Source organism: Actinokineospora pegani (assembly GCF_009745975.1).
GTDB classification, from domain to species: Bacteria; Actinomycetota; Actinomycetes; order Mycobacteriales; family Pseudonocardiaceae; genus Actinokineospora; species Actinokineospora pegani.
This window is the reverse complement of the sequence record NZ_WHOL01000076.1, coordinates 17,751-40,742: the sequence shown is the minus strand read 5'-3', so window position 1 is coordinate 40,742 and position 22,992 is coordinate 17,751. Positions and strand designations below refer to the sequence as shown.

Sequence of the window (22,992 nt, the reverse complement as noted above, 5' to 3'; positions counted from 1 at the left end):
GTGTCCGTGCGCACTGACCTGGGCATCGGGGTCCGGCTGGCCGTCGGGGGCGGCCGGACCGCGCACCACGCTGTTGTCAGCAGGACCGCCGTCAGAAGCCGATCCGGTAGAGCTGCCAGGGGAAGCTGTGCCCCTTGCCCTGGCGCACCAGCTCGAACCCGCCGCCGGTGATGATGTCCTCGTAGTCGGGCGAGTAGTAGATCATCGTGATCCGCTGGCCGTTCCCGCGCGCCGACGCCGCCAGCTTCGCGATCATGCTGGTGAGCACGACCGGGCCGAACGGGTCGAACATGTAGACGATCAGGTCGTCGACCGGGAAGTCGAACTCCGCGGCGTCGCACACCAGCAGCTCGACGTCGGTCAGGAGCGGACCGCGGTAGCGCTCCAGGTTCTCCTGCGCCCGTTCGACCAGCGCGGGTGAGAAGTCGAAGCCGATCACCCGCTTGAACGGCAGCCCGGCGGCGAGCAGCGCGACCCGGCCCTTGCCGCAGCCCACGTCGACGAAGACGTGGCCGCGGTGGTCGATCTCGCCCAGCTCCGCCATCACCCGGTCGAAGTCGACCGGCCTGGTCGGCCAGTAGTGGACGGCGTCGGCGCCGTTGTCGCCGACGCCGTCGAGGTCGCCGATGCCGACCATGCCGCTGGTCTCGGTGCCGAACCGGGCGTCGAACCGATCGACCCGCTCGTGCAGGCGCGCGCGGAAGTAGTGCCCCTGCTCGATCAGCGCGCTGCGCAGGCCCCAGGCGCCCGCGCCCTGCCGGAAGATCTTCCAGTCGTTGCGCAGGCTCATCCCCGGACCGCCTCGAAGTCCTCCCAGCTCGGCTTGGCCCCGTCCGGGTCGCGGTGGTCCGGGTGCCGGTGGTCCATCGGCGGCAGCGGGTAGCTGTGCAGCCTGCCGACGAACACGTGCAGCCTGCTCCACTCGTCGCGGTGGGTGACCGGGGCGACGGCCCGGCGCTGGGACCGGGTCATCTCCAGCACCGACGCCCGCCAGGCCGGGTCGTCCGGCGCGGGCGGCTGGGCGAAGTTGTCGACGGTGGTGCGCAGCCACGCCTCGGTGTCGGCCTTGATCCGGTCGCCGAGCGCGCGCGTGGCCTGCTCGGCGGGCACACCCGCCGCCCGGTCGGTCCAGTAGGCGTGCACCCGGCAGGCGTGCCCGATGCCCCCGGCGGTGAACCCGCCGCTGAGCAGGAAGTCCGACGTGCCGAAGGAGTCGCCCGCGACCACGCCGTTCGGCGCGACCACGGCGTCCACACCGGACTGGGCGGTCACCGTGACGAGCTGCGGGGTGCGGGCGACGCTGATGCGGCCGACCTCGCGCCTGGGCAGCTCGGTCAGCACGGCCACCTGGTCCAGGTAGTACTCGCGGACCAGGTGCTGGTAGCCGGCGTAGAACTCGCGCGAGCCGACCGCCGTGCCCGGCGGGCAGAGCCCGGCGAGCACCGGGTCGAAGGTCATGAAGTCCGGGACCTCCACCGCGATCCAGGAGATCTCGGCGTCGTCCTCGTGCCCGACGGCGATCTGGCGGACCCAGTACTCCGCGCCGGTCCGGTCGAACTCCGAGCAGATGCGCCTGCGGTAGCGGCTGTCCAGGTAGATCGTCATCAGCCCGACGAGGTAGTCGGCCTGGGCCGGGACCGCGCCGAGGCCGTCGCCGCGGTCGACCAGCATCGGCTCCTGGCGGAAGCCGAGGCGGGCGGCGTCCTCGGCCTCCGGGCCCTCGGCGATGACGAACAGCTCGGGCACCCCGAGGTCGATGGTCTCGGTGCCCGGCCTGCGGACCCGGCGGTAGGAGCCCTTGCTCTCCAGCTCGCGCACGCCCTCGATCCGCACGCGCAGCCTGCCGTCGGCCTCCCGGGAGAAGCCCTCCTCCGCGGTCGCGGCGCGGCGGCCCCTGCCGGAGCCCGCGGGGATGACCCGGTGGTACAGGAAGAGCCTGCACCGCGGGGTGTGCCCGGACTCGAGGTCCATGCGCTCCAGGGCCTGCAGGTACCGGCGCAGGATCAGCACCAGCTCCCTGGCGCCCGCCAGGAACCTGGGCGGCTCCCCGAGCACCACCTCCAGCGGCCTGCCGACCTTCGCCGGGTCCGGCGGGCCGGGGCACCCGACCGGGCCCTGCCTGGTCAGGGTGCGCTGCGCGACGCCGTCGACCACCCGGTCGTCGACCAGCTCGGTGGAGCGGACCAGGCCCGCGACGTGCGCGTCACCGGCGTAGACGGTCAGCACCTCGTCGGCCCTGGCGTCGGCGGAGCTGTTGTCCGGGTTGTACATGCACTCGTGCAGCAGGAACGGCCTGCCGCCGTCGAGCCTCGGCACCCGGTCGGCGCCGTAGCGCTCCAGGATCATCCGGTCGATCTCGGCGAGGTGGTGGTACAGGTCCTCCTGCACGGTCCAGTGCATGACGGCCGCGGCCGGGTCGCCGCGCAGCTCGACGCCGACGGAGCGCTTGCCGTGCGCGATCGACCACAGCATGGACATCATGTTGGCCCCGCCGAGGCCGATGGCCAGGAAGTCCGGGTCGACCGCTCCGGTCAGGTCCTCGCGGTGCTCGACGATGCCGCGCCGGGTGGGGTCCAGCTCGGCGGGCGCGGTCTTGGGCACCGCGGGCTCGATGACCACCGTGGCCAGCCCGAGCGCCAGCGCCACGACCCCGGCCGCGACGAGGAAGCCGAGGCTGAACCCGGAGGTCAGCGCGACCTCGGCGGACTCGCCCGCGGCCAGCCGCGACTCGGTGCGCCCGGCGGCCAGCGCGGCGAGCACGCCCAGGCCGAGCGCGCCGCCGACCTGCTGGGTCGTGTTGACCAGGCCGGACCGCACGCCGCTGTCGGACCGGGTCGCGTCCGCGACCGCCACGCCGAGCGAGGCGGGCATGCCGAGACCGGCGCCCAGGCCGATGAGCAGCAGGCCGGGCAGCACGTCGAGCAGGTAGCCGCTGTCCGCGCCGAGCCTGCCCAGCCACGCCAGGCCGAGCGCCATGCTGCCCAGGCCGAGCAGCAGCACGCCCTTGGCGTCGACCTTCTTGACCATCCTCGGGGTCAGCTTGAGCGACACCACCGCGACCACCAGCGCCATCGGCAGGAAGGCCAGGCCGACCTGCATGACCGACAGGCGCTCGACCTGCTGCAGGTGCAGGGCGATGAAGAAGAAGGTGGCGGTCGGGCCGCACACCATCAGCGTGATCACCAGGTTGGGGCCCGCGACGTTGCGGCCGCGGAACACCGACAGCGGCAGCAGCGGGTCGCGGGCCTTGGCCTGCCACCAGGTGAACAGCGCGAGCCCGACGACCACGCCGCCGAACAGCAGGCCGGTGCGCGCGGAGAGCCAGCCGCTCTCCGTGGTCTGCACGGCCGCGTAGACCAGCAGCGTCAGCGAGCCGACGAGCAGCACGGTGCCGGGCAGGTCGACGCCCTTGGTGTCCTCGTCGCGCTCGTCCACCAGCAGCGCCCTGGCCGCCACCAGCGCGGCCACGCCGATGGGCACGTTGACGAAGAAGACCCAGTTCCAGCTCACGGCGTCGGTGAGCAGCGCGCCGAGCAGGACGCCGATGACCGCGCCGGAGGAGGCGACGAACGCGTAGAACGACAGCGCGCGCGTCTGCTCGGCGGGCTTGGGGAACATCCGGACGATCATGCCCAGCACCACGGCCGCGGCCAGCGCGCCGCCGATGCCCTGGACGAACCGGGCGCCGATGAGCATGGCCTGGTTCTGCGCCAGGCCGCAGGCGACGGACGCGGCGGTGAACAGGGCCAGGCCGCTGATGAACACCCGCTTGGCCCCGACCAGGTCGCCGAGCCTGCCCGCGAACAGCAGGATGCCGCCGAAGGGCACCAGGTAGGCGTTGACGACCCAGGCCAGGTTGTGCTGCTCGAACCCGAGGTCGGCCTGGATCGACGGCAGCGCCACGTTGACGACCGACGCGTCCAGGATGATGACCAGCGAGCTGACGCACAGCACCAGCAGCGCCAACTGGCGCTGCCGGAGCGTGCGCAGCTCCCGGTGCACGTTCTGGGTGACGACGGTCTCGCCGCGGGAGCCGAACGCGTCACCCCTGGGGCGGGGCTCCTCGTTGTCCATCAAACCTGCTCACCCACCAGCACGCGCTCCGGCTCCGGGGCCGCCACGGGAGCGGGGTCGGCGGGGGTGTTGTCGCGCAGGGCGGGGTGCACGTCGCTGAGCGGGGGCAGGTCGTTGGTGTAGAGCTTGCCGGGGTGCACGACCAGGCGGCGCCAGTCCGACGGGTTCAGCGGCACCAGCGAGTGGCGGTGGCGGCGGGTCGCGTCGATGGCGTTGGCGCGCTGGGCGCTGCTGCGGCCGGTGGACCGCTCGATCGCGCTGATGCGCTCCTGGCCGAAGTTGATCGGCACCGCCTGGCTGAACTCCTGGGAGCTGACCTGCAGCCAGCCGAGCGTGTCCTCCTTGATCTCCGCCGCGAGCCGCAGGATGGCGTCCTCGGTGGACATGCCCTCCTCGCGGCCCTGCCAGTAGCGCAGCACGCGGTGCGCGTGGCCGACCATGCCGGTCATCGCGCCGCCGCTGGTCATGAAGTGGCCGTTGCCGAAGGTGTCGCCCGCGACGACGCCGTTGCCCGCGACGCGGGGGTCCGGGCCGATGCGCTCGACCAGGCTGAACAGCTTGGGGCCGTAGGGGATCTCGACCTCCTCCAGCTCGGCAAGCGGGATCTCGGTGATCATCGCGACCTGCTCGAGGTAGTACTCGCGCAGCAGTTGCTGGTGGGCGCCCAGGTACTCCTTGGACTTGCGGCCGGTGCCCTCGGGGACGAGTCCGGCGAGCACCGGGTCGAAGGTCTTGAAGTCGGGCACCTGCACCAGGATCCAGCCGACCTCGGCGTCCTCCTCGTGCCCCACCGCGATCTGGCGGACCCAGTACTCGTTGCCGTCGCGGTCGAACTCCGAGGCGATCCGGCGGCGCAGCCTGCCGCCGACGTTGATCTCCATCAGCCCGGCCAGGTAGTCGGCCTGGGCCACGACCGGGCCGTGCCCGTCGTGGTGGTCGACCTTGACGTCGTCCTGGCGGAAGCCGAGCCGGTCGGCGTCGTCGCTGGAGAAGCCCTGGGCGATCATGAACAGCTCGGGCGTGCCGATGTCGATGACCTGGGTGCCGGGCGTGCGCTGCCTGCGGAACTTGCCGCGGTGGTCGAGCTCGCGGACCTGCTCGATGCGCACCTGCTTGCGCCCGTCGGGCAGGCCGATGAAGCCGTCCTCGCGGCGGAACCACTTGATGTAGCTGGACTCCCCCGGCTCGCCCGCGACGACGCGGTGGGTCAGGAACAGGCGCACCCGCGGCTCGACACCGGCCTCGAGGTCCATCTCCTCCATGTACTCGAGGTAGCGGCGCAGCAGCACCAGCGCCTCGGACGCGCCGATCTGGAACGTCGACGGGCCGTCGAGCACCTCGGCGACCGGGCGGCCGATGGTCTCGGTGTGCGGCTGGTCCGGCGGCTTCGGCGGCTCGACGATGGTCACCGACCGGCAGGGCCCGCCATCTTTCCACCGGTCGTCGATGAACTCGGTGTGGTAGATGCGGCCCGCGGCGTGGCCGTGCTCGCCGAAGGACTCGAGGAAGCCGCTGATGACCTCGTCGGAGTAGTACGCCCCGCCCTTGGTCTGGGCGCTGTAGAAGGTCTCCGCGAGCCGGAAGATCTTGCCGTCGCCGCGCCTGGGCAGCCGGTCGACGCCGTAGCGCTGCTCCATCAGGGCGTCGATCAGGCCGAGGTGGTGCCAGAGGTCCTCGCGGATGTTCCAGTGGATGCCCAGGGCGGGGTCGCCGCGCAGCTCGACGCCGACCGCCCGCTTGCCCATCGCGATGCTCCACAGCATCGCCATCATGTTCGTCCCGCCGAGACCCAGGGCCAGGAAGCCCGGATCGCGGACACCGGCGAGGTTCTCCTCCTTGACCCCGATCGAACCGGGGGTCGGGTCGAGGTGTTCCCGCAGCGCCGAGGCGCGCGAGGATGCAGTCTCCCTGGGGGCCAAAGCCGCCACCGCCATTCCATTCGTGTGCCGTCACCATTCGGCGGCTTCCACGAGCGGCACCGAGTGCGCTGTGTGGAGCAAGTCCGTTCCCCCGAACGGAAGTACGGGTCGGTGGGGACCGGACGTGCGACGCGGGCGCCCGTCGCACTGGGCCTGACATTACCGGATTCGCCCACGGTGTGGCGCGATTTGACAAAGCCGACGTGCGGGTCTGGTTTCCTTGCCACACCGGGGCTCCGTCTCTACGATCGGCGCCACACCTCCGGGACGCCCCGTCTATCCAATCCGGTCGCTCCCCCCGCACCCCTACTGTCTCCCTCCCCCGTGCCACCGCCTTTGGGAACCGCCCTTGCCTTCACCTGACCAGATCTCGGCGCCCGCGAGCCGCGCGCAGCGCGCGCGGCTCGCCGCCGAGGTGCGCACGCTGCTGGACCGGCTGCTGGCCGCCCCTGCCCGCCCCGGGGTCTCCCGCGCCGACCTGGCCGAGGAACGCGCGTGGTGGTCCGACGAGGACCGGCCGCTGGTGGCGGCGGTGCGGCGGTCGTTCCTGGTCCGCCAGCTCGCGCTGCGCGCGGCCGACAGCGCGGGGTCCTGGCGCACCTCGGTGTCCTACATCGGCGACGCCGACCCGGCCGACCAGCGCGTGTGCGGGTACGACTACGACCGCGCCGAACTGCGCCTGGCGGCGGGTTCGGCCTGGGCACGGCCGTACCCGTGGACCGACGAGCAGACCCCGGCGCAGGTCTGGTACAGCCGGACCGGCATGGCCGCGATCACCGCGTGGGCGCTCGCGGTGGCGCGGATCGCGGCGGTGCTCGGGCCGGTCCGCGTGGTGTCGAACCGGCTCTACCACGAGACCGCCGTCCTGTTCCGGTCGATGGACCTGACCAGGGTGGCATTCACCACCTGCCAGGACATCGAGGAGATCGTCCACACCGGCACGGACTCGACCACCCCGGTGGTCGTCTTCCTCGACTCCAGCAGGCCGTTCGGCGACGCGGCGGCGGTGGGTCGCGTGCTGTCGGCCACCACGCCCGGCCAGGTCCCGCTGGTCGTCTGGGACAACACCTGCGCCTCCACCGCGCAGCCCCCGGCCGGGGAGCCGGACCGGCCGCTGCTGCTGATCCGCAGCCACGTCAAGCTCGACCAGTTCGGCCTGGAGTTCAGCCCACTCGGCTCGCTGGCGCTCCTGGCCGGGCAGCAGGACTGGGCGACGCGGTTGCGCGCGCTGATCCCCGAGTGCCTGATGGTCACCGGTGGTTGCGCCTCCCCCACCGCGCTGCGCCTGCTCGACGCGCTCGGCCTGCCCGACCACGACTGGGCCCGCGCGGCGAACCGGTTGCTGCGCGCGGCCAACGGGGTAGGCGCGCGCGTGCTGGCCGAGGGACTGGCCGGCGCCTTCCGCGTGGTGACCAACGACCACCGCTGTTTCGTCGAGGTCCACGTGCTCGACATCCCCGGTCCCGCCGACCCGGGCAGCTCGGCGCCGTGGCCGCCGTGGGACGCCTTCGACGTGCGGCTGACCGAACTGGAGCGCCGCGCGCAGGCCCGCGACCTGCCGGTGTGGAAGTCGGCCAGCTTCGGCTTCCACTACACCGGGCTGAGCTGGTACGGCTCCGACGACCCCGGCGAGGAGCCGCACACCGTGCTGCGCGTGTGCTTCGGCATGCACGACCCGGAGGTCGCCGCGGCCGTCGCGCGCACCGTGGTCGAGGTCTTGAGCGAGGGGAGCGCACCGTGACCGTCGGGAGTGGACCGGTGGTGGCCGGGAGTGTGGTGCACGTGCCGGAGCAGGGTCTGTCCCCTGCCTTCGCCGACGTGCTGCGCGGGCGCGCCGCGGACGGCGTCGCGGGCGTCGTGCTCGACCTGGACGCGCTGGAGCGCCGCTACGACGTCGCGACCAGGGCCGCGGCCGCGCACGGCGTCCGGCTGCTGTGCGCGGTCAAGGCGAGCACCGACGCGCGGGTGCTGCGGCTGGCCGCGGCGCACGGGCTCGGGTTCGACGTCGCCAACGCGGTGGAGCTCGAGCACGCGCTGGGCGCCGCGCCCAGCGGTGTGATCAGCCTGACCCCGCCCGCGTTGGCGCTGCACGAGAAGGACGCGCTGTTCGGCGCCTTCGCCGCGGGCCGGGTCGACCGCTGGCACTGCGACTCCCTCGACCAGCTCGCCGAGTTGTGCGCGGCCTTCCCCGGCTCCGACGTCGGCCTGCGGGTCAACCTCGACGGGGTCGAGGTCCCCGAGCACATCCCGCTGTGGCGGCCGAGCCGCTTCGGCATCGCGCTGGACCACCTGCCGCTGGCCAGGGAGACCGCCGCCGCGCACGGCTGCGAGATCCGCTGGCTGCACACGCACAACGGTTCGGAGGAGAACACCCGCGAGGCGTTCACCTTCGCCGCACGGGCTATCACCGCGGCCGCGCGCAGGCACGGGATCGCGCTGGCCGCGCTCGACCTGGGCGGCGGCGTGTTCGCCGACCCGACGCCCGAGGGCCTGGGGTCGCTGTTCGGCGCGGTGCGCGCGGCGGCCGGGCCCGACGTCGAGGTGGTGCTCGAGCCGGGCCGGTGGTGGCTGACCGACTGCGCCGCGCTGGTGGCCCCCGTGCTCGAGGTCAAGCCGATGCGCGCGTTCACCGCGCTGGTGCTCGACATCGGGCTGATGAGCCACCTGCAGTGGTCGGACCTGCTGCGCGTCCCGGTGCTCGGACCGCCGCCGGGCGGTCCGTGGCGGGTGTGCGGCCGCACGTGCTTCGAGGAGGACTGGCTCGAGGAGTCCGAAGTGGTCCCGGTGGCGCGGACAGCGCCCACGCCCCGCGCGGGGGACCACGTCGTGCTCGGCAACGTGTCGGGGTACTCGATGGAACTCAGCGCAGAGTTCAACGGGGTCGCGCGGCAGTCGATGACCGCCGTGCGGCCCGGCGGGCCCGCCAGGTGACCCGCCGTCCGGCGGGCCGCGCCCGCCGTCTCCCTTTCCGTTCCTCTCACCAGTGGGTGCCGCATGAGCGAGAACTCTGACGTGACAACCGACGCGCCCCCCTCCGGGTTCGACGCGATCGTCGTCGGCAACGGCGGGCTCGGCCTGTCCCTGGGCCTGGTGCTGGCGCGCCGGGGCCAGCGGGTCGCCGTCGTCGGCGAGGCGGGCAGGCCGCTGGCCGCCTCGACCGCGGCGGGGGCGATGAACGGCTGCTTCGGCGAGGTGACGCCGACGCTGATGGCCAGCGAGTACGGCAGGTTGAAGCTGGCGATGGACGTGCGCGCCACCGGGATGTGGGACGCCTGGGCCGAGGGGCTCATGGAGGAGTCCGACGAGACCCGCATCCGCAGCGCCAACGGGACCATCGTCATCCTCAACACGATCGGCGTGCCGGGGATCGACAGCGCGGGCTACGCCGCCATCCGGCAGGCGATGGAGGAGTACAAGGAGCCCTACGAGGACCTGGAGGCCGACCAGGTCCAGTGGCTGGCCCCGGAGCCCAAGTCCCGCCCGCTCAAGGCGATGTTCATCCCCGGCGAGCACGCCGTGGACACCCCCGCCCTGCTGCGCGCGCTGCCCACGGCCTTCACCCGCGCGGGCGGGACGCTGGTGGACGCGCACATCGAGAAGCTGGTGCTCAGCGGCGACCGGGTCACCGGCGTGGCGCTGCGCGGCAGCGGGCGGGTGCTCGCCGCGGACACCGTGGTGCTCGCCGCCGGGGCGTCCTCGCACGACCTGCTCTCCGCCATCGACCCCGGCATCCGCGACCGCATCCCGGCGCTGGTGTCCGGCGGCGGCGTGTCGCTGCTGGTCCGCACCGAGAACGGCCTGACCCCCGACAGCGTGATCCGCACGCCCAACCGCGCGTTCGCCTGCGGGCTGCACGTCGTCCCGCGCGGGGACGGGGTGATCTACCTGGGCGCCACCAACGAGATCCTGCCGCACCCGATCTCGACCGCCGCGATCGGTGAGGTCAACCTGCTGCTCAGCGGCATCCGGCAGATGCGCGCCGACCTCGTCAACGGGCACATCCTCAAGATCAACGTGGGCAACCGGCCGGTGCCGCTGGACGGGTACCCGCTGCTCGGCCGGGCCGGGGTCGAGGGGCTGTGGATGATGACCGGCACCTACCGCGACGGCCTGCACCAGTCGCCGATGCTGGCCCACGAGATGGCCGCGCGCATCCTCGGCGAGGCGCACGACCCCGCGTTGGACGTGTTCACCCCGGTGCGCCCGCCGCTGCAGACCATGACCCGCGAGGAGGCGCTGGAGACGGCGCTGACGCACACCATGGCCGTCGGCGTCGAGCACGACTGGCACCTGCCGGAGGACTTCCCGCCGCTGATCGAGGAGCAGTTCCGCCGCTCGTTCAAGCAGATGCTCGACGAGATGGAGCACGACTTCGTCCCGCCGCCGGAGCTGCTGTTCTTCGTGGACGACGACATCCACACCGCGCTGCGCCGGTACTACGACGCGCACAGCTGACGACGACGAGGAGCTGGGGGCGGCCCGATCGGGCCGCCCCCAGCTCCTCGTTCGGGCTCAGGACATCGCGGGCTGCGCCGACCCGTGCTCGGCGAGGATGCGGCGCAACACCTCCACCTTCACCGGGTCGGACAGCGCGCGCATGCAGAAGTCGCAGATCGTGGCGAACGTGTCGACGGCCAGCTCCGCGAACTCCGGGTGGTCCTCGACGATCCGCCGGAAGTAGATCGGCGACGCGGGGTCGTAGAACGCCGACACCAACTGCTCCCGCTCGGCGTGCGCGGCCGCGTCGTGCGACCGGATGGACCCGAGGAACACCGGCGTGCGCTTCATGGCGTCGGTGCTGATGTCCAGCTCGCAGCAGGCGTAGACGTCCCCGGTCGCGTGCACCGTGGTCGTCAGGCTGGTGCAGTCGGGCAGGTCGGCGACCTTGCGCGCGACGACGACCTGGTGCAGGTCGGCGCCGCGGCCGCGGTCGAGCAGCTCGTTGACCAGGAACGGCTCGCCCGCCTCGGTCAGCGCGGCGCGGATGTCGGCGTCCACCGCGGTCTGGTCGGACGGGCAGAAGTTGATCTCGGTGAGCAGTCCGGCCGCCCGCCCCGCCCGCGCCGCGGTGATCGTGCGGGTCACCGGGAAGTACGCCACGTGGTAGGCGTCCGCGCTCAGCGACAGCCCCGCGATGCCCGCCTCGACGAACGGGGCCAGCTTGAGCGCGGCGATGCGCTCGTCGCGGGCCCAGAACGCGTTGGACTCCACGTCGACCACCAGCCCCAGCTCCCGGCCGTAGGCGATGACCTCGCACATGGGCTTGGGGAACAGGAACACCTCGCCGCCGCTGAAGGTGACGTGCTTCTTGCCCGCCCGCTTCGCGGTCAGCAGCGCCGCGCGCACCTCGTCCACGGTCAGCCGCTCGGTGCGCTGCGGACTGGACTCGACGATGCAGTGCGCGCAGGCGATGTTGCAGGTCAGGGTGAAGTTGATCGCCACCCGGTCGCGGGCGTCGAACCGGTCCCAGATCGCCTCGGCCGTGCTCACAACAGCTCCTTGTGCGCGTCGCGCACCTTCGCCACCGCCCGCACCAGGTCCGCCATGTCCTCCTCGCCGCCGAGCAGCTCCTTGTGGTGGAAGACCAGCGTGGTGTCGCGGTAGGTCTCCGCGCCGGGGTACTCGCGGCCGAGCGCGCGGGCGCGGCCCTGCTCGGTCCACACCAGCCGGAACCGGTTCTTGGTGTGCGGGTGCAGCATGACGCTGCGGTGCAGCGGCAGGTCCGGCGGCCACAGCGCCATGCCCAGCTCGGCGCCCACCGCCTCGGCGACCGCCTCCACCGGGACGTCGCCGAAGGTGCCGGGGCGGAACCGGATGCCGTACTCGTAGATCGAGCGCTGGTCGGCGTGCTCGGGCACCGGGATGGGCCCGAAGTCGCCCAGCGCGGCCAGTCCCCGCTCCAGCTCGGCCGCCATCCGGTCGCGGTGCGCGTGCTGCTGGTCCAGGCGCGGGAGCTGGTCGAGCAGCACGCCCGCGGTCAGCTCGGACATGCAGTAGTTGCCGCCCATGACCTCGCCCGCCTCCAGCAGCTCGAGGTCGCCGGGCGCCAGCTCGGTGTCGACGTAGCGGCGGGAGTCGGCGCGCAACTGCTGCATCCGCTGGTACAGCGCCTCGTCGGAGGTGATGACCGCGCCGCCCTCGCCGCCCGCGAGGACCTTGCCGACCTGGAAGCTGAAACAGCCGACGCGGCCGAAGGTGCCGACCCGGCGGCCCCGCCAGCGGGCGCCGTGGGCCTGCGCGCAGTCCTCGATCAGCGCGACGCCCGCCTCCTCGGTCACCTGCTGCAACCCGTCGAGGTCGGCGACGGTGGCGGCCAGGTGCACGACCAGGACCGCCTTGGTGCGCTCGGACAGCGCCGCGCGCACGGTCTCCGGGGTCAGGCACCCGGTCTCCGGGTCGACGTCGACCACGACCGGCAGCGCGCCGACCCGCAGCACGGCCGCGACCGGCGCGACCCAGGTCATGACCGGGACGACGACCTCGTCCCCGGGACCGATGTCGAGCGCCTCGAGCGCCACGACCAGGGCGCTGGACCCGTGGTCGACGCTGACGGCGTGCGGGACGTCGTTGTAGCGGGCGAACTCCTCGGCGAAGCGGCGCTCCCTGGAGCGGGTGCCGTCGGTCGGCCAGCTCACCGCCCAGCGGCGCGAGCGCAGCGCGGCGAGCAGCTCGTGCTCGGTGCGCTCGTCGTACTGGGGCCACTCCGGCCAGGTGGAGCCGGACCGCACGGGGGCTCCGCCGAGGATGGCGAGGTCGCTCATGAGTCTCCTGAACGGGGTCGGGACCCGGGCTTGCGCAGCACCAGCAGCACGTCGCGAACGCCGAGTCGGGTGGGCGCGCCCCGGCGCGCGGACACCGCCGCGGCCAGCGCGGCGAGGTCGGGCTCCCGCAGCAGCGCGGGGTCGTAGTCCGGGGTGGTGATCGGGTAGTCGAGCTGGTCGGCGGTGGCCGCCTCGACGACCTCCAGCCCGCAGGCGGCCGCGGCGGCGAGGTAGTCCTCGTAGAACGCGCGGTTGATCGTGGGGCTGTCGTGCACGTGCCACACCAGCAGGTCGGCCAGCTCGTGGTCGACCCCGCTGCGCAGCAGCGCGCGCAGCTCCTCCTTGCCGTAGAGCAGGTGCGCCCACGGCGGCAGGAGCGTGTCCTCCCAGAAGGTCAGCGGCCTGCCCCGGTAGGACACGTACTCGAGCTGGTGTCCGTCCACACCGGACCAGATCGGTCCGAAGTGGGCGTGCACCAGCCCGCCCGGCCGCAGCACGCGGAACGCCTCGGCGAACGCGGGGCCGACATCGATGAACTGAAGGGCGTTGCAGGTGAACACCGCGTCGACGCTCTCGTCGGCGAGCGGCAGCTCCTCGGCGCGCACGGCCAGCACCTCGCGCAGGCCGTCGGCGTCGCGGCGCGCCTGGCGGTGCGGGTCGATGGAGTACCAGCGGGCCACCCCGTGGGCGGCGAGCAGCTCGGGCGGGAACGCCCCGCCGAGCTCGGCCACGACGGCGCCCGTGAGGTCGACCCGCCGGGTGAAATCGGCGAACACCTCGTCCTCGGACATCGCGAGGCCGGTTTCGGTGCTTGTGGTCCCGGTCATCGGCAATACCCCGTTCCGCTATTCCACCGGCCACGGCCGCGCCGGCCCGGCGAGCCGGTTCCAGGTGTTGATGATCGCGATGGACCACACCAATTCGGCGAGTTCCACCTCGGTGAATTCCTTGGCCGCGCCGTCCCACACCTCATCGGTCACCGGGCCATTCGAGAGCTGGGTGATCGCCTCGGTCAACTCCAGCGCCGCGCGCTCGCGCGGGGTGAAGAACGGGGCCTCGCGCCACACCGGCAGGGCGAGCACCTTGCGCACGTGCTGGCCGACGTCGACGGCCTCCGCGCCGTGCGCGTCCGTGCAGTACGCGCAGTGGTTGAGCTGGGAAGCCCTGGTGCGGACCAGTTCGAGCAGGCCGATGTCGAGGCTGACCTTCTCCGCGGCGGCGTCCAAGCCCTCCATCCGCCGGTTCACCAGCGGCAGCAACTCGTCGACGGCGAGCCGCACCGGCGGCGGGGTCGGCATCGGGACCGCCTCGGGACCGGCTTCCCGAGAATCCTCGGAATCATTTTCCGGGGCAGCGTCAACCGCTTCACTCATGGGGTTGGCAGACCTTTCCTTGCACTTGTGCGGGCAGTCGGACTATACCGTGAAGCAGACACCCGAGGAGGGCGTCGGCGCGGATTGTTTACACGAGTTTCGATGACGGCGGACGCCGGCAGGAATTCCACGGGAAAGCGGCCACCGAGACGTCTCGGTGATACCATCGCCACGTCGTCCGGTCGAAGTGGAGCGTGCTCCCCGCCGGACGGGCCCACTCCCCCAGCCAGCGCTCGCCGACGTCCTGGAGGCCGCCCGTGCCAGATTCCCCGCCCCGAGTGCTGCGCCTGTCCCCGCACTACTACTGGCCGCAACTGGCCGAGACGTCCTGGCCGGTCAAGTTCGACGCGATCGGCGGCATGCAGTCGCAGATCCACCGGCTGACCCAGGAGCTGGACTCGCTCGGCGTCGCGCAGACCGTGCTCACCCTGCGCCTGCCGGGCGCCCCGACCAACTGGGCGATGTCCGGGCACACCGAGGTGCGCGGCGTGCGCGTCCCGGTGCTGCCGATCCGCTCGCGCATCCGGGGCATGGTCGACCTGAACCTGGCCTGGGCGCTGGGTGTGCTGTGGCACCTGGTGCGCCACCGCGGGCGCCACGACGTCATCCACGTGCACTGCAGCGGCGTCATGATCCCGCCGCTGCTCGGCTGGTTGCTGACCAGGGTGCTGCGCACGCCGCTGGTGCTGACCGTGCACTGCTCGATCATCGCCACCTACCACCCCATGACCGTCATCGACCGGTTCATGCAGCCGCTGGCGCGGTGGGTCGAGAAGCGGGCCATCAAGGCGGCCGCCGCGACGGTCGTGCTGACCCCGCGCACGGTCCCGGTGCTGGCCGAGCACACCGGCGTCGCGGCGGACAGGTTCGTCGTGCTCCCCGACGTGATCGACGCGGACGCCTTCGCCGCGCGGGCCACCCCGGAGGCCGTGGCCGGGGTGCGCGCGCAGTGGCCGGTCCCCGGCGAGCGCGCCGTGGTCGGCTACGTCGGCCGGATCGCCAGGGAGAAGGGCTGGCCGATCATCCTGGACATCGCCGAGCGCCTGCGCGACGAGCCGGTGCACGTGGTGGTGTGCGGTGACGGCAACGAGCGCGACCTGTTCGAGCGCGACCTGTCCGAGCGCGGCCTGACCGACCGGGTCACGGTCACCGGCTACGTGCCCAACGAGCGCGTGCCCGCCGTGCTGGGCACGCTCGACCTGCTCATGATGTCCTCGCTGCACGAGGAGTTCGGCTCGGTGATGCTGGAGGCGATGGCGGTCGGCGTGCCGATCATCGCCGTCGGGGTCGGCGGGGTGGCCACCGTGCTCGAGCAGGGCGAGCTGGGCTGGCTGGTGCCCGAGCGGACCCCGGAGGCGTTCGCCGAGGGCATCCGCAAGGCGCTGGCCGACCCGCAGTGGCGCAGCGACTGCGCCGAGCGCGCGGGCAAGACGGTCCGCGCCCGCTACGACCTGGCCCAGGTCTCGGCGCTGACCACCACGGTCTACCGCGCGGTCGCCGCGGGGGGACCGCTGCCCGCGCAGGGCTGACCGGAGCGGACGGGGGCCGGGCGCCGCGCGCCCGGCCCCCTCGTCCTGTGCCACGCCGGTCAGTCCCGGCCGGTCGCGAACACCGACCGCAGCGGCGGGGCGTCCACCTCGTCGAGCAGCACCCGGTAGTCGGCCAGCGGCAGCACCGGGCCGAGCAGCGGGCCGAGCCGGACCACGCCCGCGGCGACGACCTCGATGGCCCGATCGATCTGGTCGTACCCGGAGAGCACGCCGTGCACGGAGATCTCGCGCAGCATCACCGCGCTCGGCGCGAACCCGACCGACTCGTCGCCGGAGTAGCCGACGAGCACGTAGTCGCCACCCGGCCGGGTCGCCTCGACCCCGTGCGGGAACACCGCGGCGACCCCGGTCGCGTCGAAGACCAGGTCGGGCTCGTCCCAGTCGGCCATCGCCGCCACCGAGGCCAGGCCCAGCTCCGCGGCCACCCCCCGCCGGTGCGCGGACGGCTCGGCGACGACCACCGACGCCGCCCCGCCCGCTGCCGCGAGCTGGCCGACCAGCAGGCCGATCGTGCCGCCGCCGATGACCCCGACCGAGCGGCCCGCCACGGCGGGGGCCCGCTCGACGGCGTGCAGCGCGACGCACAGCGGCTCCAGCAGGCAGCCCTCCGGGCCGGAGAACCCCTCGGGCAGCACGCGCAGGTTCGCCGCCGGGATCGTGAACGCCTCGGCGAACGCCCCCGCCCTGGTGAAGCCGACCTCGTCGAGGTCGGTGCACAGGTTGTGCTTGCCCTCGGCGCAGCGCGCGCAGGACCGGCACGGCGTGATGCCGTCGCCGACCACCGCCGCGCCGACCAGCTCCGGCCTGCTCGGCGCGGCCACCACCCGCCCGGCCCACTCGTGGCCGGGCACCACCGGGTACTCCGCGTCGTGCAGGGTCCCCCGCAGCAGCCGGATGTCCGTGCCGCACACGGCGACGTGCGTCACCGCGACCAGGGCCTCGCCCGGCCCGAGCTCGGGCACCGGGACGCGCTCGATGGCGTGCTCCCGGTGCCCGCGCACGACGAGCGCGAGCATGTCCTGGCCGGGCCGCGGCGCGTCGGAGGCCTTCTCGGCGACCTGGGTCATGCACGCTCCTTCACAGCGAGGTGGGGTCGGGGGTCTCGGGGTTGAGCGTGTCGCCGAGGCGGTGGACGAAGAACGCCCGCCCGTGCCACCCGTAGCGCAGGAACTCGTCGTACTCGTAGAACCCGTCCGTGCGGGCGAAGCACTCGCGCATCGCCCGGCGCATGCCGAAGCGGGGGTTGGCGCGGTTGCAGTTGTAGTCGTCGAGCAGCAGCACGGCCCCGTCCGGCAGCAGCCTGCGGCTGAGCATGTGCTCGAGCACCTCGACCGACGACGAGTACAGGTCGCAGTCGAGGTTGGCCACCGCGACCTCACCGGGCAGCGGGCTCGACACCAGGCTCTCGTTGAACATGCCGGGCACGACCGTCCACCCGTTGTCGCCGAAGCGGCGGGCGAACTCCGAGCGCAGCAGCTCCTCGGTGCCGGGGGCCGAGGCGTCCTCGGCTTCCCGCCAGTAGCCGCTGTCGGCGACCTCGTAGGACACCGAGTCCACGGCGTTGACGCTCTTGGGGAAGCCGCGGAACGAGTCGTAGACGTGGATGCGCCGCGGCATGATCGCGGTGTACCAGTCGTCCTGGGCGTCGAACTCGAGCATCAGGTCGGCGAGCAGGAGCGCCGAGAAGCCCTCGTAGCAGCCGAACTCGACGATGTCGCCGGGGATGTGACTGCCCCAGATGTACTCGAATGTCGCGCGGAACGCCTCGCCGTAGACCTTGTTGGCGCGCGCCAGGTCGGTGTAGGTCGCGTTGGTGACCTCCGCCGCCGTGCGCACGACGCCGTTGCCGTGTGGGACTGTGCTGGTCACCTGGCGCCCTCCACGATGAGCGGGATCGGGGCGTAGAGGCCCGGGTCGACGTCGATGTCCATGTTGAGCTCGCAGCACCGGTGGCAGATGGGCTGCAAGCCCTCGCGGATCATGCCGCGCATCTTGGTGTACATGTCGCCGTGGAAGACGTCGGTGAGGCTGCTCTCCTTGATGTTGCCCATGACGGTGTCGGAGAACGTCGTGCAGCTGATGACGTCGCCGTTGGGCAGCACCGTGGTCTGCGCCCACAGCTTGACGCACGTGCTGTCCTGCACGATGTTGCGCCAGTCGTCGGTGAAGAAGCGCCCCTTGCTCTTGTTGTCGTAGCGGGTGGGGGCGATGAGCACCGAGACGTCCGAGGACATGTTCTCGGCCTCCTCCAGCAGCTCGCCGAGCCGGTCGGGGTCGATGTCGGCGTGCTGGTGGGCGTTGCAGTACCCGGCCCAGCTCAGGAACGGGCGGCCGGTGACGTCCTCGAACGCCGCGCGGCTGGCCTTGCCCTCCTCCTTGGTGAAGAAGCTGGCCAGGCCGACGGTCAGCTCGGAGATGCCCTCTCGCTCGGCCATCCGGACCATCTCCGGCAGGTGCGTGTAGTTCATGCCGGTGACGACGAAGTTCAGCGCGATCTTGGGGCCGCGGCCCGCCTTGCGGGACGCCTCCTTCAGCGAGCGCATGCCCTCGATGGCGCGTTCGAAGGACTTGCGGCCGCGGATCGGGTTGTTGACCTCGGCGTTGGGTCCGTCGATGGAGACGTAGACGTCGTCGATCCCCGCGGCGACCAGGTCGTCGGCGAAGCGGGGCAGCAGCGTCGCGTTGGTGCTCATGTCGAGGTTGCACCCGGGCAGCCTCGTCTTGGCCTCCCGCACCAGCTCGACGAGCTTGGGATGCATCAGCGGCTCGCCACCCATGATCGTCAGGTAGGTGTCGCCACCGGGTGTCGCCGCGAGCTCGTCGACGATCCCGGTCCACATCTCCATGCTCACCTGGTCGCGCTGGACCTCGGCGAGCCACGTGCTCTCGGCCGAGGAGTCGCCGTACATCCAGCACTCGCGGCAGGTCAGGTTGCAGGCCCAGTTCACGAAGACCGTGACGTGCCTGGGAGTGACCGGAAGTAAGGGCAAATGGACCATTTACACGCCTCCGATTGGCAGCAGCTCCGCAGTGAAAAGACCTGCGCGCACCGACCCGATACTTGACAATCCCGGATCGGCTAAGACCATACTAGTGCAGGACGAAGCACACAGGGCAAGTATCGCGGGGAAATCGGTGGGGGCATCGAATTCGGTTATCCCGAAGTTCACCCGCGTCATCAGTGAACACTTGTGCACAACACAGCGCACAACTGTCGTTACTTGCTGTTCAGAGGGGGTAGCAACGCCGCACCACCGACACCAGCACATGGTCGGTTCACGAACACGGGGAGTGCCGGAAGCGCCTTGGACACGGTCAGGTCCGAAAGTTTCCGACGGCCGCGACAGCGACAGTGTTAATCATTTTTTCGCCGATCGCCATCACGTTCGGTGACGTCGTTTGTCGTCGATCCCCTCCGCCGACATCCGAACTGAACACCTAATTCACGTGTCGGTGACATTTCGGCGCGTGACGAATTGCTCGGACACGTGTACAGCACGATCCACCGGTCTATGGAAATCCGATCAGCGCAATCGCGTAGGCCGTTCAGACCCATGGGCGGGTCCAGCAGGCGGATGGGAGATGATCGATGACGACTAGCGACAGCGGCCACGCCACACCCGAGGTGCGGTGGCAGGCCCGGCGCATCCGGATCGGCGACAGCGACTTCCCGTATTACCACGGGATCGACTGCGCGGACAGGGTGTTGGACGAACTGGCCACGATGGACGCGGACCTCTTCGTCGTGGTCACCGACGACACGGTGCTGGGGCTGCACGGCGGCCGCCTGCTCACCGGGTTGCGGGAGCTGGCCCCGGTCGAGGTGCTCAGCCACCCACCCGGTGAGTCGATGAAGACGCTCACCGTGCTCTCCGAGTGCCTGCGGCGCGCGCTCGCCGCGGGCGCGACCCGCAGGTCGGTGGTCATCGGCCTCGGCGGCGGCGTGCCGGGCAACCTCGCGGGAGTGGTCGCCGCCCTGATGTTCCGCGGCGTGCGACTGGTGCACATCCCGACGACGACGACCGCGGCGATGGACTCCGTGCTGTCGTTGAAGCAGGCCATCAACAGCGACATCGGCAAGAACCACATCGGCACGTACCTGGCCCCGCACGCGGTGTTCACCGACGTGGCCATGCTGGCCACGCTGCCCGAGCGCGAACTCAGGTCCGGGCTGTGCGAGGCGGCGAAGAACTGCCTGGCGATCTGGCCGCGGGCGCTGCCGACACTGCGCAAGGTGCTGGCCGAGGGCACGTTGGCCACCCCCGAGTCGCTGCTGTGGCTGCTGGAGGAGAGCATCGCCGCCAAGTCCAGGGTGACCGTCGACGACACCCGGGAGCAGCGCGGCGGGCTGGTCCTGGAGTACGGGCACACCGTCGGCCACGCGGTGGAGCTGGCGGACCACCGCCTGCGCGGCGCGGAGGGGGTGTCGCACGGCGAGGCGATCGCGTTCGGGATGCTCGTCGCGGCCACGATCAGCCTGGCCCGCGGCTGGTTGAGCCCGGCGGACGCGGAGGTGCACCACGAGGTGGTCGCCGCGCTCGGCGCCCCGGTGCGGCTGCCCGAGGGCGTCTCGATCGACGACGTGCTCGCGGTGGTGCGCGACGACAACAAGCGCGGGTACCTGGCGCTGGCGCCCGACTCGCTGGCCTTCGTGCTGCTGCGCGACCTCGGCTCCCCCGCCGGTGATCCGCAGTTGCCGCTGGTGCCGGTCACCCTGGAGGAGGTGCGCGCCGCGCTGGTCGCGGTGCAGACCAGGGTGCTGGAGCCGACCGGGGCGGCCCGGTGACCGCTGCCCGGGGCGAGGGGCCCCGGGTCGACCTCGGACCGGCGCCGACCCAGGAGGATCTGGCCGAGGCCTACGACGTGTGCGTGGTGGGCAGCGGGGCGTCCGGCGCGCTGACCGCCTGGGCGCTCGCGGGCGCGGGGTTGTCGGTGGCCGTGGTCGAGCAGGGCGGCCACGTCGTCGACGGGGTCTCCTACGACGACCTGCTCGCCGACTCCGAGGCGGCGTGGGTCCGCCAGGAGAACGGGACCTGGGGCAAGATCGGCTACCCGTGGACGACCTGCAACGTCGGTGGCGGCACGCTGTTCTACGGCGGCGCGTTCTTCCGTAACCGGCCGGTCGACTTCGACGCCGAGACCGCGCTGGGCGCCGCGGAGCTGCCGCTGCGCTGGCCGTTCGGCTACGACGAGCTGGAGCCGTACTACACCGCGGTCGAGCAGCTCCTCGGAGTGGCGGGCGAGCCGGGGGCCGACCCCACGCTGCCGCCGTCGAGCAGGCCGTACCCGCTGCCGCCGGTGGCCCGCTCCGCCGAGGGCGCGCTGCTGGCGGACGGGGCGAGCGCGCTGGGGTGGTCGCCGTTCGCCACCCCGCTCGCCCTCAACACCCGCGGGCACCTGGGCAGACCGGCGTGCGAGGCGGACGCCCCGTGCATCTGCCGCAAGTGCCCGATCGGCGCCAAGGGCGACGCGCTGCGCTTCCTCGACCCGGCGCTGCGCCGGGGCGCGCGGCTGTTCGCCGGGCTCAAGGCGGTGCGGCTGCGCACCGCCGGGCGCACGGCGACGGCGCTGGAGTGCGTGCGCGTCGACACCGGCGCGCGGTACGAGGTGCGGGCGCGCCGGTTCGTCGTGTGCGCCAACGCCGTGCAGTCGGCCGCGCTGCTGCTGCGCTCCACCGGCGACCGGTACCCGATGGGCCTGGGCAACACCGGCGACCTCGTCGGCCGGGGGCTGTGCTTCAAGCTCAGCGAGTACGTCGTCGGCTACCGCTACAACGGCGGGCCGGGCGAGAGCGCCACGATGGGCCTCGGCCCGTTCTCCACCTGCGCGGTCACCGACCTGTACGAGGACCCGGCCGCGCCGGGCGGGTTGGGCGGGCTGCTGTACGAGGCGCGCCCGGAGCGGCCGTTCCGGCTGCGCGCCAGCGAGCAACTGGTCCGGGTCGAGGCGCTGGTCGCCGACGAGCCGCAGCCGGGCAACCGGGTGCGGCTGGGACCGGGGACCGACGCGCACGGGGTGCCGGACGTGCTCATGGACTACCAGGCGCACCCGCGCGACCTGGCCAGGCTGGAGCACGTGCTGGGGCAGGCGGAGCGCGCGCTGTCCGCGGCGGGCTGCACCGTCACGGTGCGCGAGGCCTCCGGCTGGGCGCTGGGCAGCAGCCACCTGCACGGCACCTGCCGCATGGGCGAGGACCCGGCCACCAGCGTCACCGACACCGACGGGCGGCTGCACGACGCCGACAACGTCCATGTCGGCGACGGCGCCGTGCTGCCGTTCCCCGGCGGGGTCAACCCCACGCTGACCATCCAGGCCGTCGCGCTGCGCACCGCGCACCGGCTGCTGCGCGACGTCTACGGCGCGGACTCGTCCCGGCTGAACCTCGAGCCGAGGTACGCGACCACGTCGGCCACGGCGGAGACGGCGTAGTCGTGTCCCCTGCCCCCCACCACAACCCGCCGCTTGACCGCGCCGATCCGGTCGGGCAGCTCCCGGTACACGCGGTCCACCACGTGCCCGCGCACGTCCTCCTCGGGGCGCGGCGGGAAGCGCAGGATGCCGATGCCCCCGACACCCTCGCGCAGCGCCCAGGCGGTCGCCGCGCCGAGCATGACCTGGATCCAGTAGCGCTGGAAGGTCCGGCGCAGCACCGGGACGTGCGCGGCGTAGCGGTCGACCATCTCCTGGGCGGGCACGGTGACCACGTCCTGGCCCACCCGCACCTCGGCGCCGCCCGCCCGGCCCTGGAACAGGTAGCTGTAGCGGACGGCGATGTCGCTCTGCACGCCCGCGAGGTAGAGCGTGCCGTCGTGGCTGGCGCCGTAGGCGTAGCCGAGGAAGCCCGGCCGCCCGGCGTCCATGAAGTTCCAGTCGGCCGCCTCGCACATCCCCGGCGGCAGCAGGGACGGGTCGGCGAGGTAGACCCGCAGGGTCGTCGGCACGCCGAACTGCGGCCACCGGTCGTCGGCGATGTCGTCGCAGGTGCCCGTCATCGGGACGCACTCGAAACCCGCCGCGCGGTAGGCGAACCGCAGCGGCTCGCCCAGCGGGCCGGTGTCGTTGAACGCGCGCAGCAGCTCGCCGAGCGCCATCCCCTCGGCGGGCGCGATCTCCTCCCGGGGGGTCGGGTCCGACACCCAGCGCGCCACCAGCGCCGCGCGCTCGCCCAGCGCCGGGTTGTCCGCGACCCACTCGCGCAGCCAGTCGCCTGCCTCGACCTCGACGGTGTCCACTCGCGCCCTCGTTTCTCGGGTATTACTGGGAAAACCACCTTCACTCCATTGTGCACCATCTCCACCTTCCTGGGAGGAAACCG

Annotated in this window: 17 protein-coding genes; 6 read left to right on the top strand and 11 right to left on the bottom strand. The window is 72.4% G+C overall.

Annotation, left to right across the window (positions count from 1 at the left end; all coding sequences use genetic code 11):
- Positions 1-91: 91 nt before the first annotated feature.
- Genes GCL84_RS11970 through GCL84_RS11960 form a run of 3 tightly spaced genes read right to left on the bottom strand, consistent with a single transcriptional unit; the run spans position 92 to position 6,002 of the window.
- Positions 92-790, bottom strand: a complete 699-nt coding sequence (locus GCL84_RS11970; RefSeq protein WP_156755512.1) for a class I SAM-dependent methyltransferase — start codon at positions 788-790, stop codon at positions 92-94.
- On the bottom strand, positions 787-4,074 hold the full coding sequence (locus GCL84_RS29225) for an MFS transporter (protein ID WP_197523188.1): 3,288 nt from the start codon (positions 4,072-4,074) through the stop codon (positions 787-789). The genes GCL84_RS11970 and GCL84_RS29225 overlap by 4 nt, the downstream gene beginning before the upstream one ends.
- Positions 4,074-6,002: an FHA domain-containing protein gene (locus tag GCL84_RS11960; protein WP_156755511.1), complete on the bottom strand. Its 1,929-nt coding sequence runs from the start codon at positions 6,000-6,002 to the stop codon at positions 4,074-4,076. The genes GCL84_RS29225 and GCL84_RS11960 overlap by 1 nt, the downstream gene beginning before the upstream one ends.
- A gap of 340 nt (positions 6,003-6,342) precedes the next feature.
- On the opposite strand from GCL84_RS11960, the gene GCL84_RS29220 reads away from it, so the two are divergent.
- The 3 genes from GCL84_RS29220 (at position 6,343) to GCL84_RS11950 (ending at position 10,448) form a co-directional block, all read left to right on the top strand.
- Positions 6,343-7,734, top strand: coding sequence for a hypothetical protein (locus GCL84_RS29220; protein WP_197523187.1), 1,392 nt, complete (start codon positions 6,343-6,345; stop codon positions 7,732-7,734).
- The gene (locus tag GCL84_RS29215) at positions 7,731-8,924 is read left to right on the top strand and encodes a hypothetical protein (protein ID WP_197523186.1); all 1,194 of its coding nucleotides are present in this window, start codon (positions 7,731-7,733) and stop codon (positions 8,922-8,924) included. The genes GCL84_RS29220 and GCL84_RS29215 overlap by 4 nt, the downstream gene beginning before the upstream one ends.
- Before the next feature lie 63 nt (positions 8,925-8,987).
- Positions 8,988-10,448 carry an NAD(P)/FAD-dependent oxidoreductase gene (locus GCL84_RS11950; RefSeq protein ID WP_156755510.1) on the top strand — a complete coding sequence of 487 codons (1,461 nt, stop codon included), beginning with the start codon at positions 8,988-8,990 and terminating at the stop codon, positions 10,446-10,448.
- Between the two features lie 57 nt (positions 10,449-10,505).
- Here GCL84_RS11950 and GCL84_RS11945 read toward each other — a convergent pair whose 3' ends face one another.
- Genes GCL84_RS11945 through GCL84_RS11930 form a run of 4 tightly spaced genes read right to left on the bottom strand, consistent with a single transcriptional unit; the run spans position 10,506 to position 14,052 of the window.
- The gene (locus tag GCL84_RS11945; RefSeq protein WP_156755509.1) at positions 10,506-11,483 is read right to left on the bottom strand and encodes a radical SAM protein; all 978 of its coding nucleotides are present in this window, start codon (positions 11,481-11,483) and stop codon (positions 10,506-10,508) included.
- A complete protein-coding gene (locus GCL84_RS11940) occupies positions 11,480-12,754 on the bottom strand; it encodes a DegT/DnrJ/EryC1/StrS family aminotransferase (RefSeq protein WP_156755508.1) in 1,275 nt (424 codons plus the stop codon). The genes GCL84_RS11945 and GCL84_RS11940 overlap by 4 nt, the downstream gene beginning before the upstream one ends.
- Entirely contained in the window at positions 12,751-13,581 is an 831-nt protein-coding gene (locus GCL84_RS11935) for a class I SAM-dependent methyltransferase (protein WP_156755507.1), read from the bottom strand. The genes GCL84_RS11940 and GCL84_RS11935 overlap by 4 nt, the downstream gene beginning before the upstream one ends.
- 18 nt (positions 13,582-13,599) lie before the next feature.
- The gene (locus GCL84_RS11930) at positions 13,600-14,052 is read right to left on the bottom strand and encodes a carboxymuconolactone decarboxylase family protein (RefSeq protein ID WP_156755506.1); all 453 of its coding nucleotides are present in this window, start codon (positions 14,050-14,052) and stop codon (positions 13,600-13,602) included.
- A gap of 332 nt (positions 14,053-14,384) precedes the next feature.
- Between GCL84_RS11930 and GCL84_RS11925 the strand changes: the two genes are divergently transcribed.
- Positions 14,385-15,656 carry a glycosyltransferase family 4 protein gene (locus GCL84_RS11925; protein ID WP_156755505.1) on the top strand — a complete coding sequence of 424 codons (1,272 nt, stop codon included), beginning with the start codon at positions 14,385-14,387 and terminating at the stop codon, positions 15,654-15,656.
- Positions 15,657-15,715: 59 nt separating this feature from the next.
- On the opposite strand, the gene GCL84_RS11920 is transcribed toward GCL84_RS11925, so the two are convergent.
- The 3 genes from GCL84_RS11920 to GCL84_RS11910 are packed head-to-tail and all read right to left on the bottom strand — an operon-like array spanning position 15,716 to position 18,625.
- Entirely contained in the window at positions 15,716-16,744 is a 1,029-nt protein-coding gene (locus GCL84_RS11920; protein WP_156755504.1) for a zinc-dependent alcohol dehydrogenase, read from the bottom strand.
- Positions 16,745-16,754: 10 nt separating this feature from the next.
- Complete coding sequence (locus GCL84_RS11915) at positions 16,755-17,546, bottom strand: TylF/MycF/NovP-related O-methyltransferase (RefSeq protein ID WP_197523185.1); 792 nt, start codon at positions 17,544-17,546, stop codon at positions 16,755-16,757.
- The gene (locus GCL84_RS11910) at positions 17,543-18,625 is read right to left on the bottom strand and encodes a radical SAM protein (protein WP_197523184.1); all 1,083 of its coding nucleotides are present in this window, start codon (positions 18,623-18,625) and stop codon (positions 17,543-17,545) included. The genes GCL84_RS11915 and GCL84_RS11910 overlap by 4 nt, the downstream gene beginning before the upstream one ends.
- A gap of 641 nt (positions 18,626-19,266) precedes the next feature.
- On the opposite strand from GCL84_RS11910, the gene GCL84_RS11905 reads away from it, so the two are divergent.
- Both GCL84_RS11905 and GCL84_RS11900 read left to right on the top strand, forming a co-directional pair.
- A complete protein-coding gene (locus GCL84_RS11905) occupies positions 19,267-20,463 on the top strand; it encodes a 2-deoxy-scyllo-inosose synthase (RefSeq protein ID WP_156755501.1) in 1,197 nt (398 codons plus the stop codon).
- A complete protein-coding gene (locus GCL84_RS11900) occupies positions 20,460-22,106 on the top strand; it encodes a GMC oxidoreductase (protein ID WP_156755500.1) in 1,647 nt (548 codons plus the stop codon). The genes GCL84_RS11905 and GCL84_RS11900 overlap by 4 nt, the downstream gene beginning before the upstream one ends.
- Here the strand turns inward: GCL84_RS11900 and GCL84_RS11895 are convergent.
- Complete coding sequence (locus GCL84_RS11895; RefSeq protein WP_156755499.1) at positions 22,031-22,909, bottom strand: hypothetical protein; 879 nt, start codon at positions 22,907-22,909, stop codon at positions 22,031-22,033. The genes GCL84_RS11900 and GCL84_RS11895 overlap by 76 nt on opposite strands.
- Between the last annotated feature and the right edge of the window lie 83 nt (positions 22,910-22,992).

Bases quoted from the DNA above. Each gene is read 5' to 3' on its own strand.
- GCL84_RS11935 (WP_156755507.1), bottom strand. From the start codon at position 13,581: ATGACCGGGACCACAAGCACCGAAACCGGCCTCGCGATGTCCGAGGAC.
- GCL84_RS11920 (WP_156755504.1), bottom strand. From the start codon at position 16,744: ATGACCCAGGTCGCCGAGAAGGCCTCCGACGCGCCGCGGCCCGGCCAG.
- GCL84_RS11940 (WP_156755508.1), bottom strand. From the start codon at position 12,754: ATGAGCGACCTCGCCATCCTCGGCGGAGCCCCCGTGCGGTCCGGCTCC.
- GCL84_RS29225 (WP_197523188.1), bottom strand. From the start codon at position 4,074: ATGGACAACGAGGAGCCCCGCCCCAGGGGTGACGCGTTCGGCTCCCGC.
- GCL84_RS11950 (WP_156755510.1), top strand. From the start codon at position 8,988: ATGAGCGAGAACTCTGACGTGACAACCGACGCGCCCCCCTCCGGGTTC.
- GCL84_RS11930 (WP_156755506.1), bottom strand. From the start codon at position 14,052: ATGCCGACCCCGCCGCCGGTGCGGCTCGCCGTCGACGAGTTGCTGCCG.
- GCL84_RS11970 (WP_156755512.1), bottom strand. From the start codon at position 790: ATGAGCCTGCGCAACGACTGGAAGATCTTCCGGCAGGGCGCGGGCGCC.
- GCL84_RS11905 (WP_156755501.1), top strand. From the start codon at position 19,267: ATGACGACTAGCGACAGCGGCCACGCCACACCCGAGGTGCGGTGGCAG.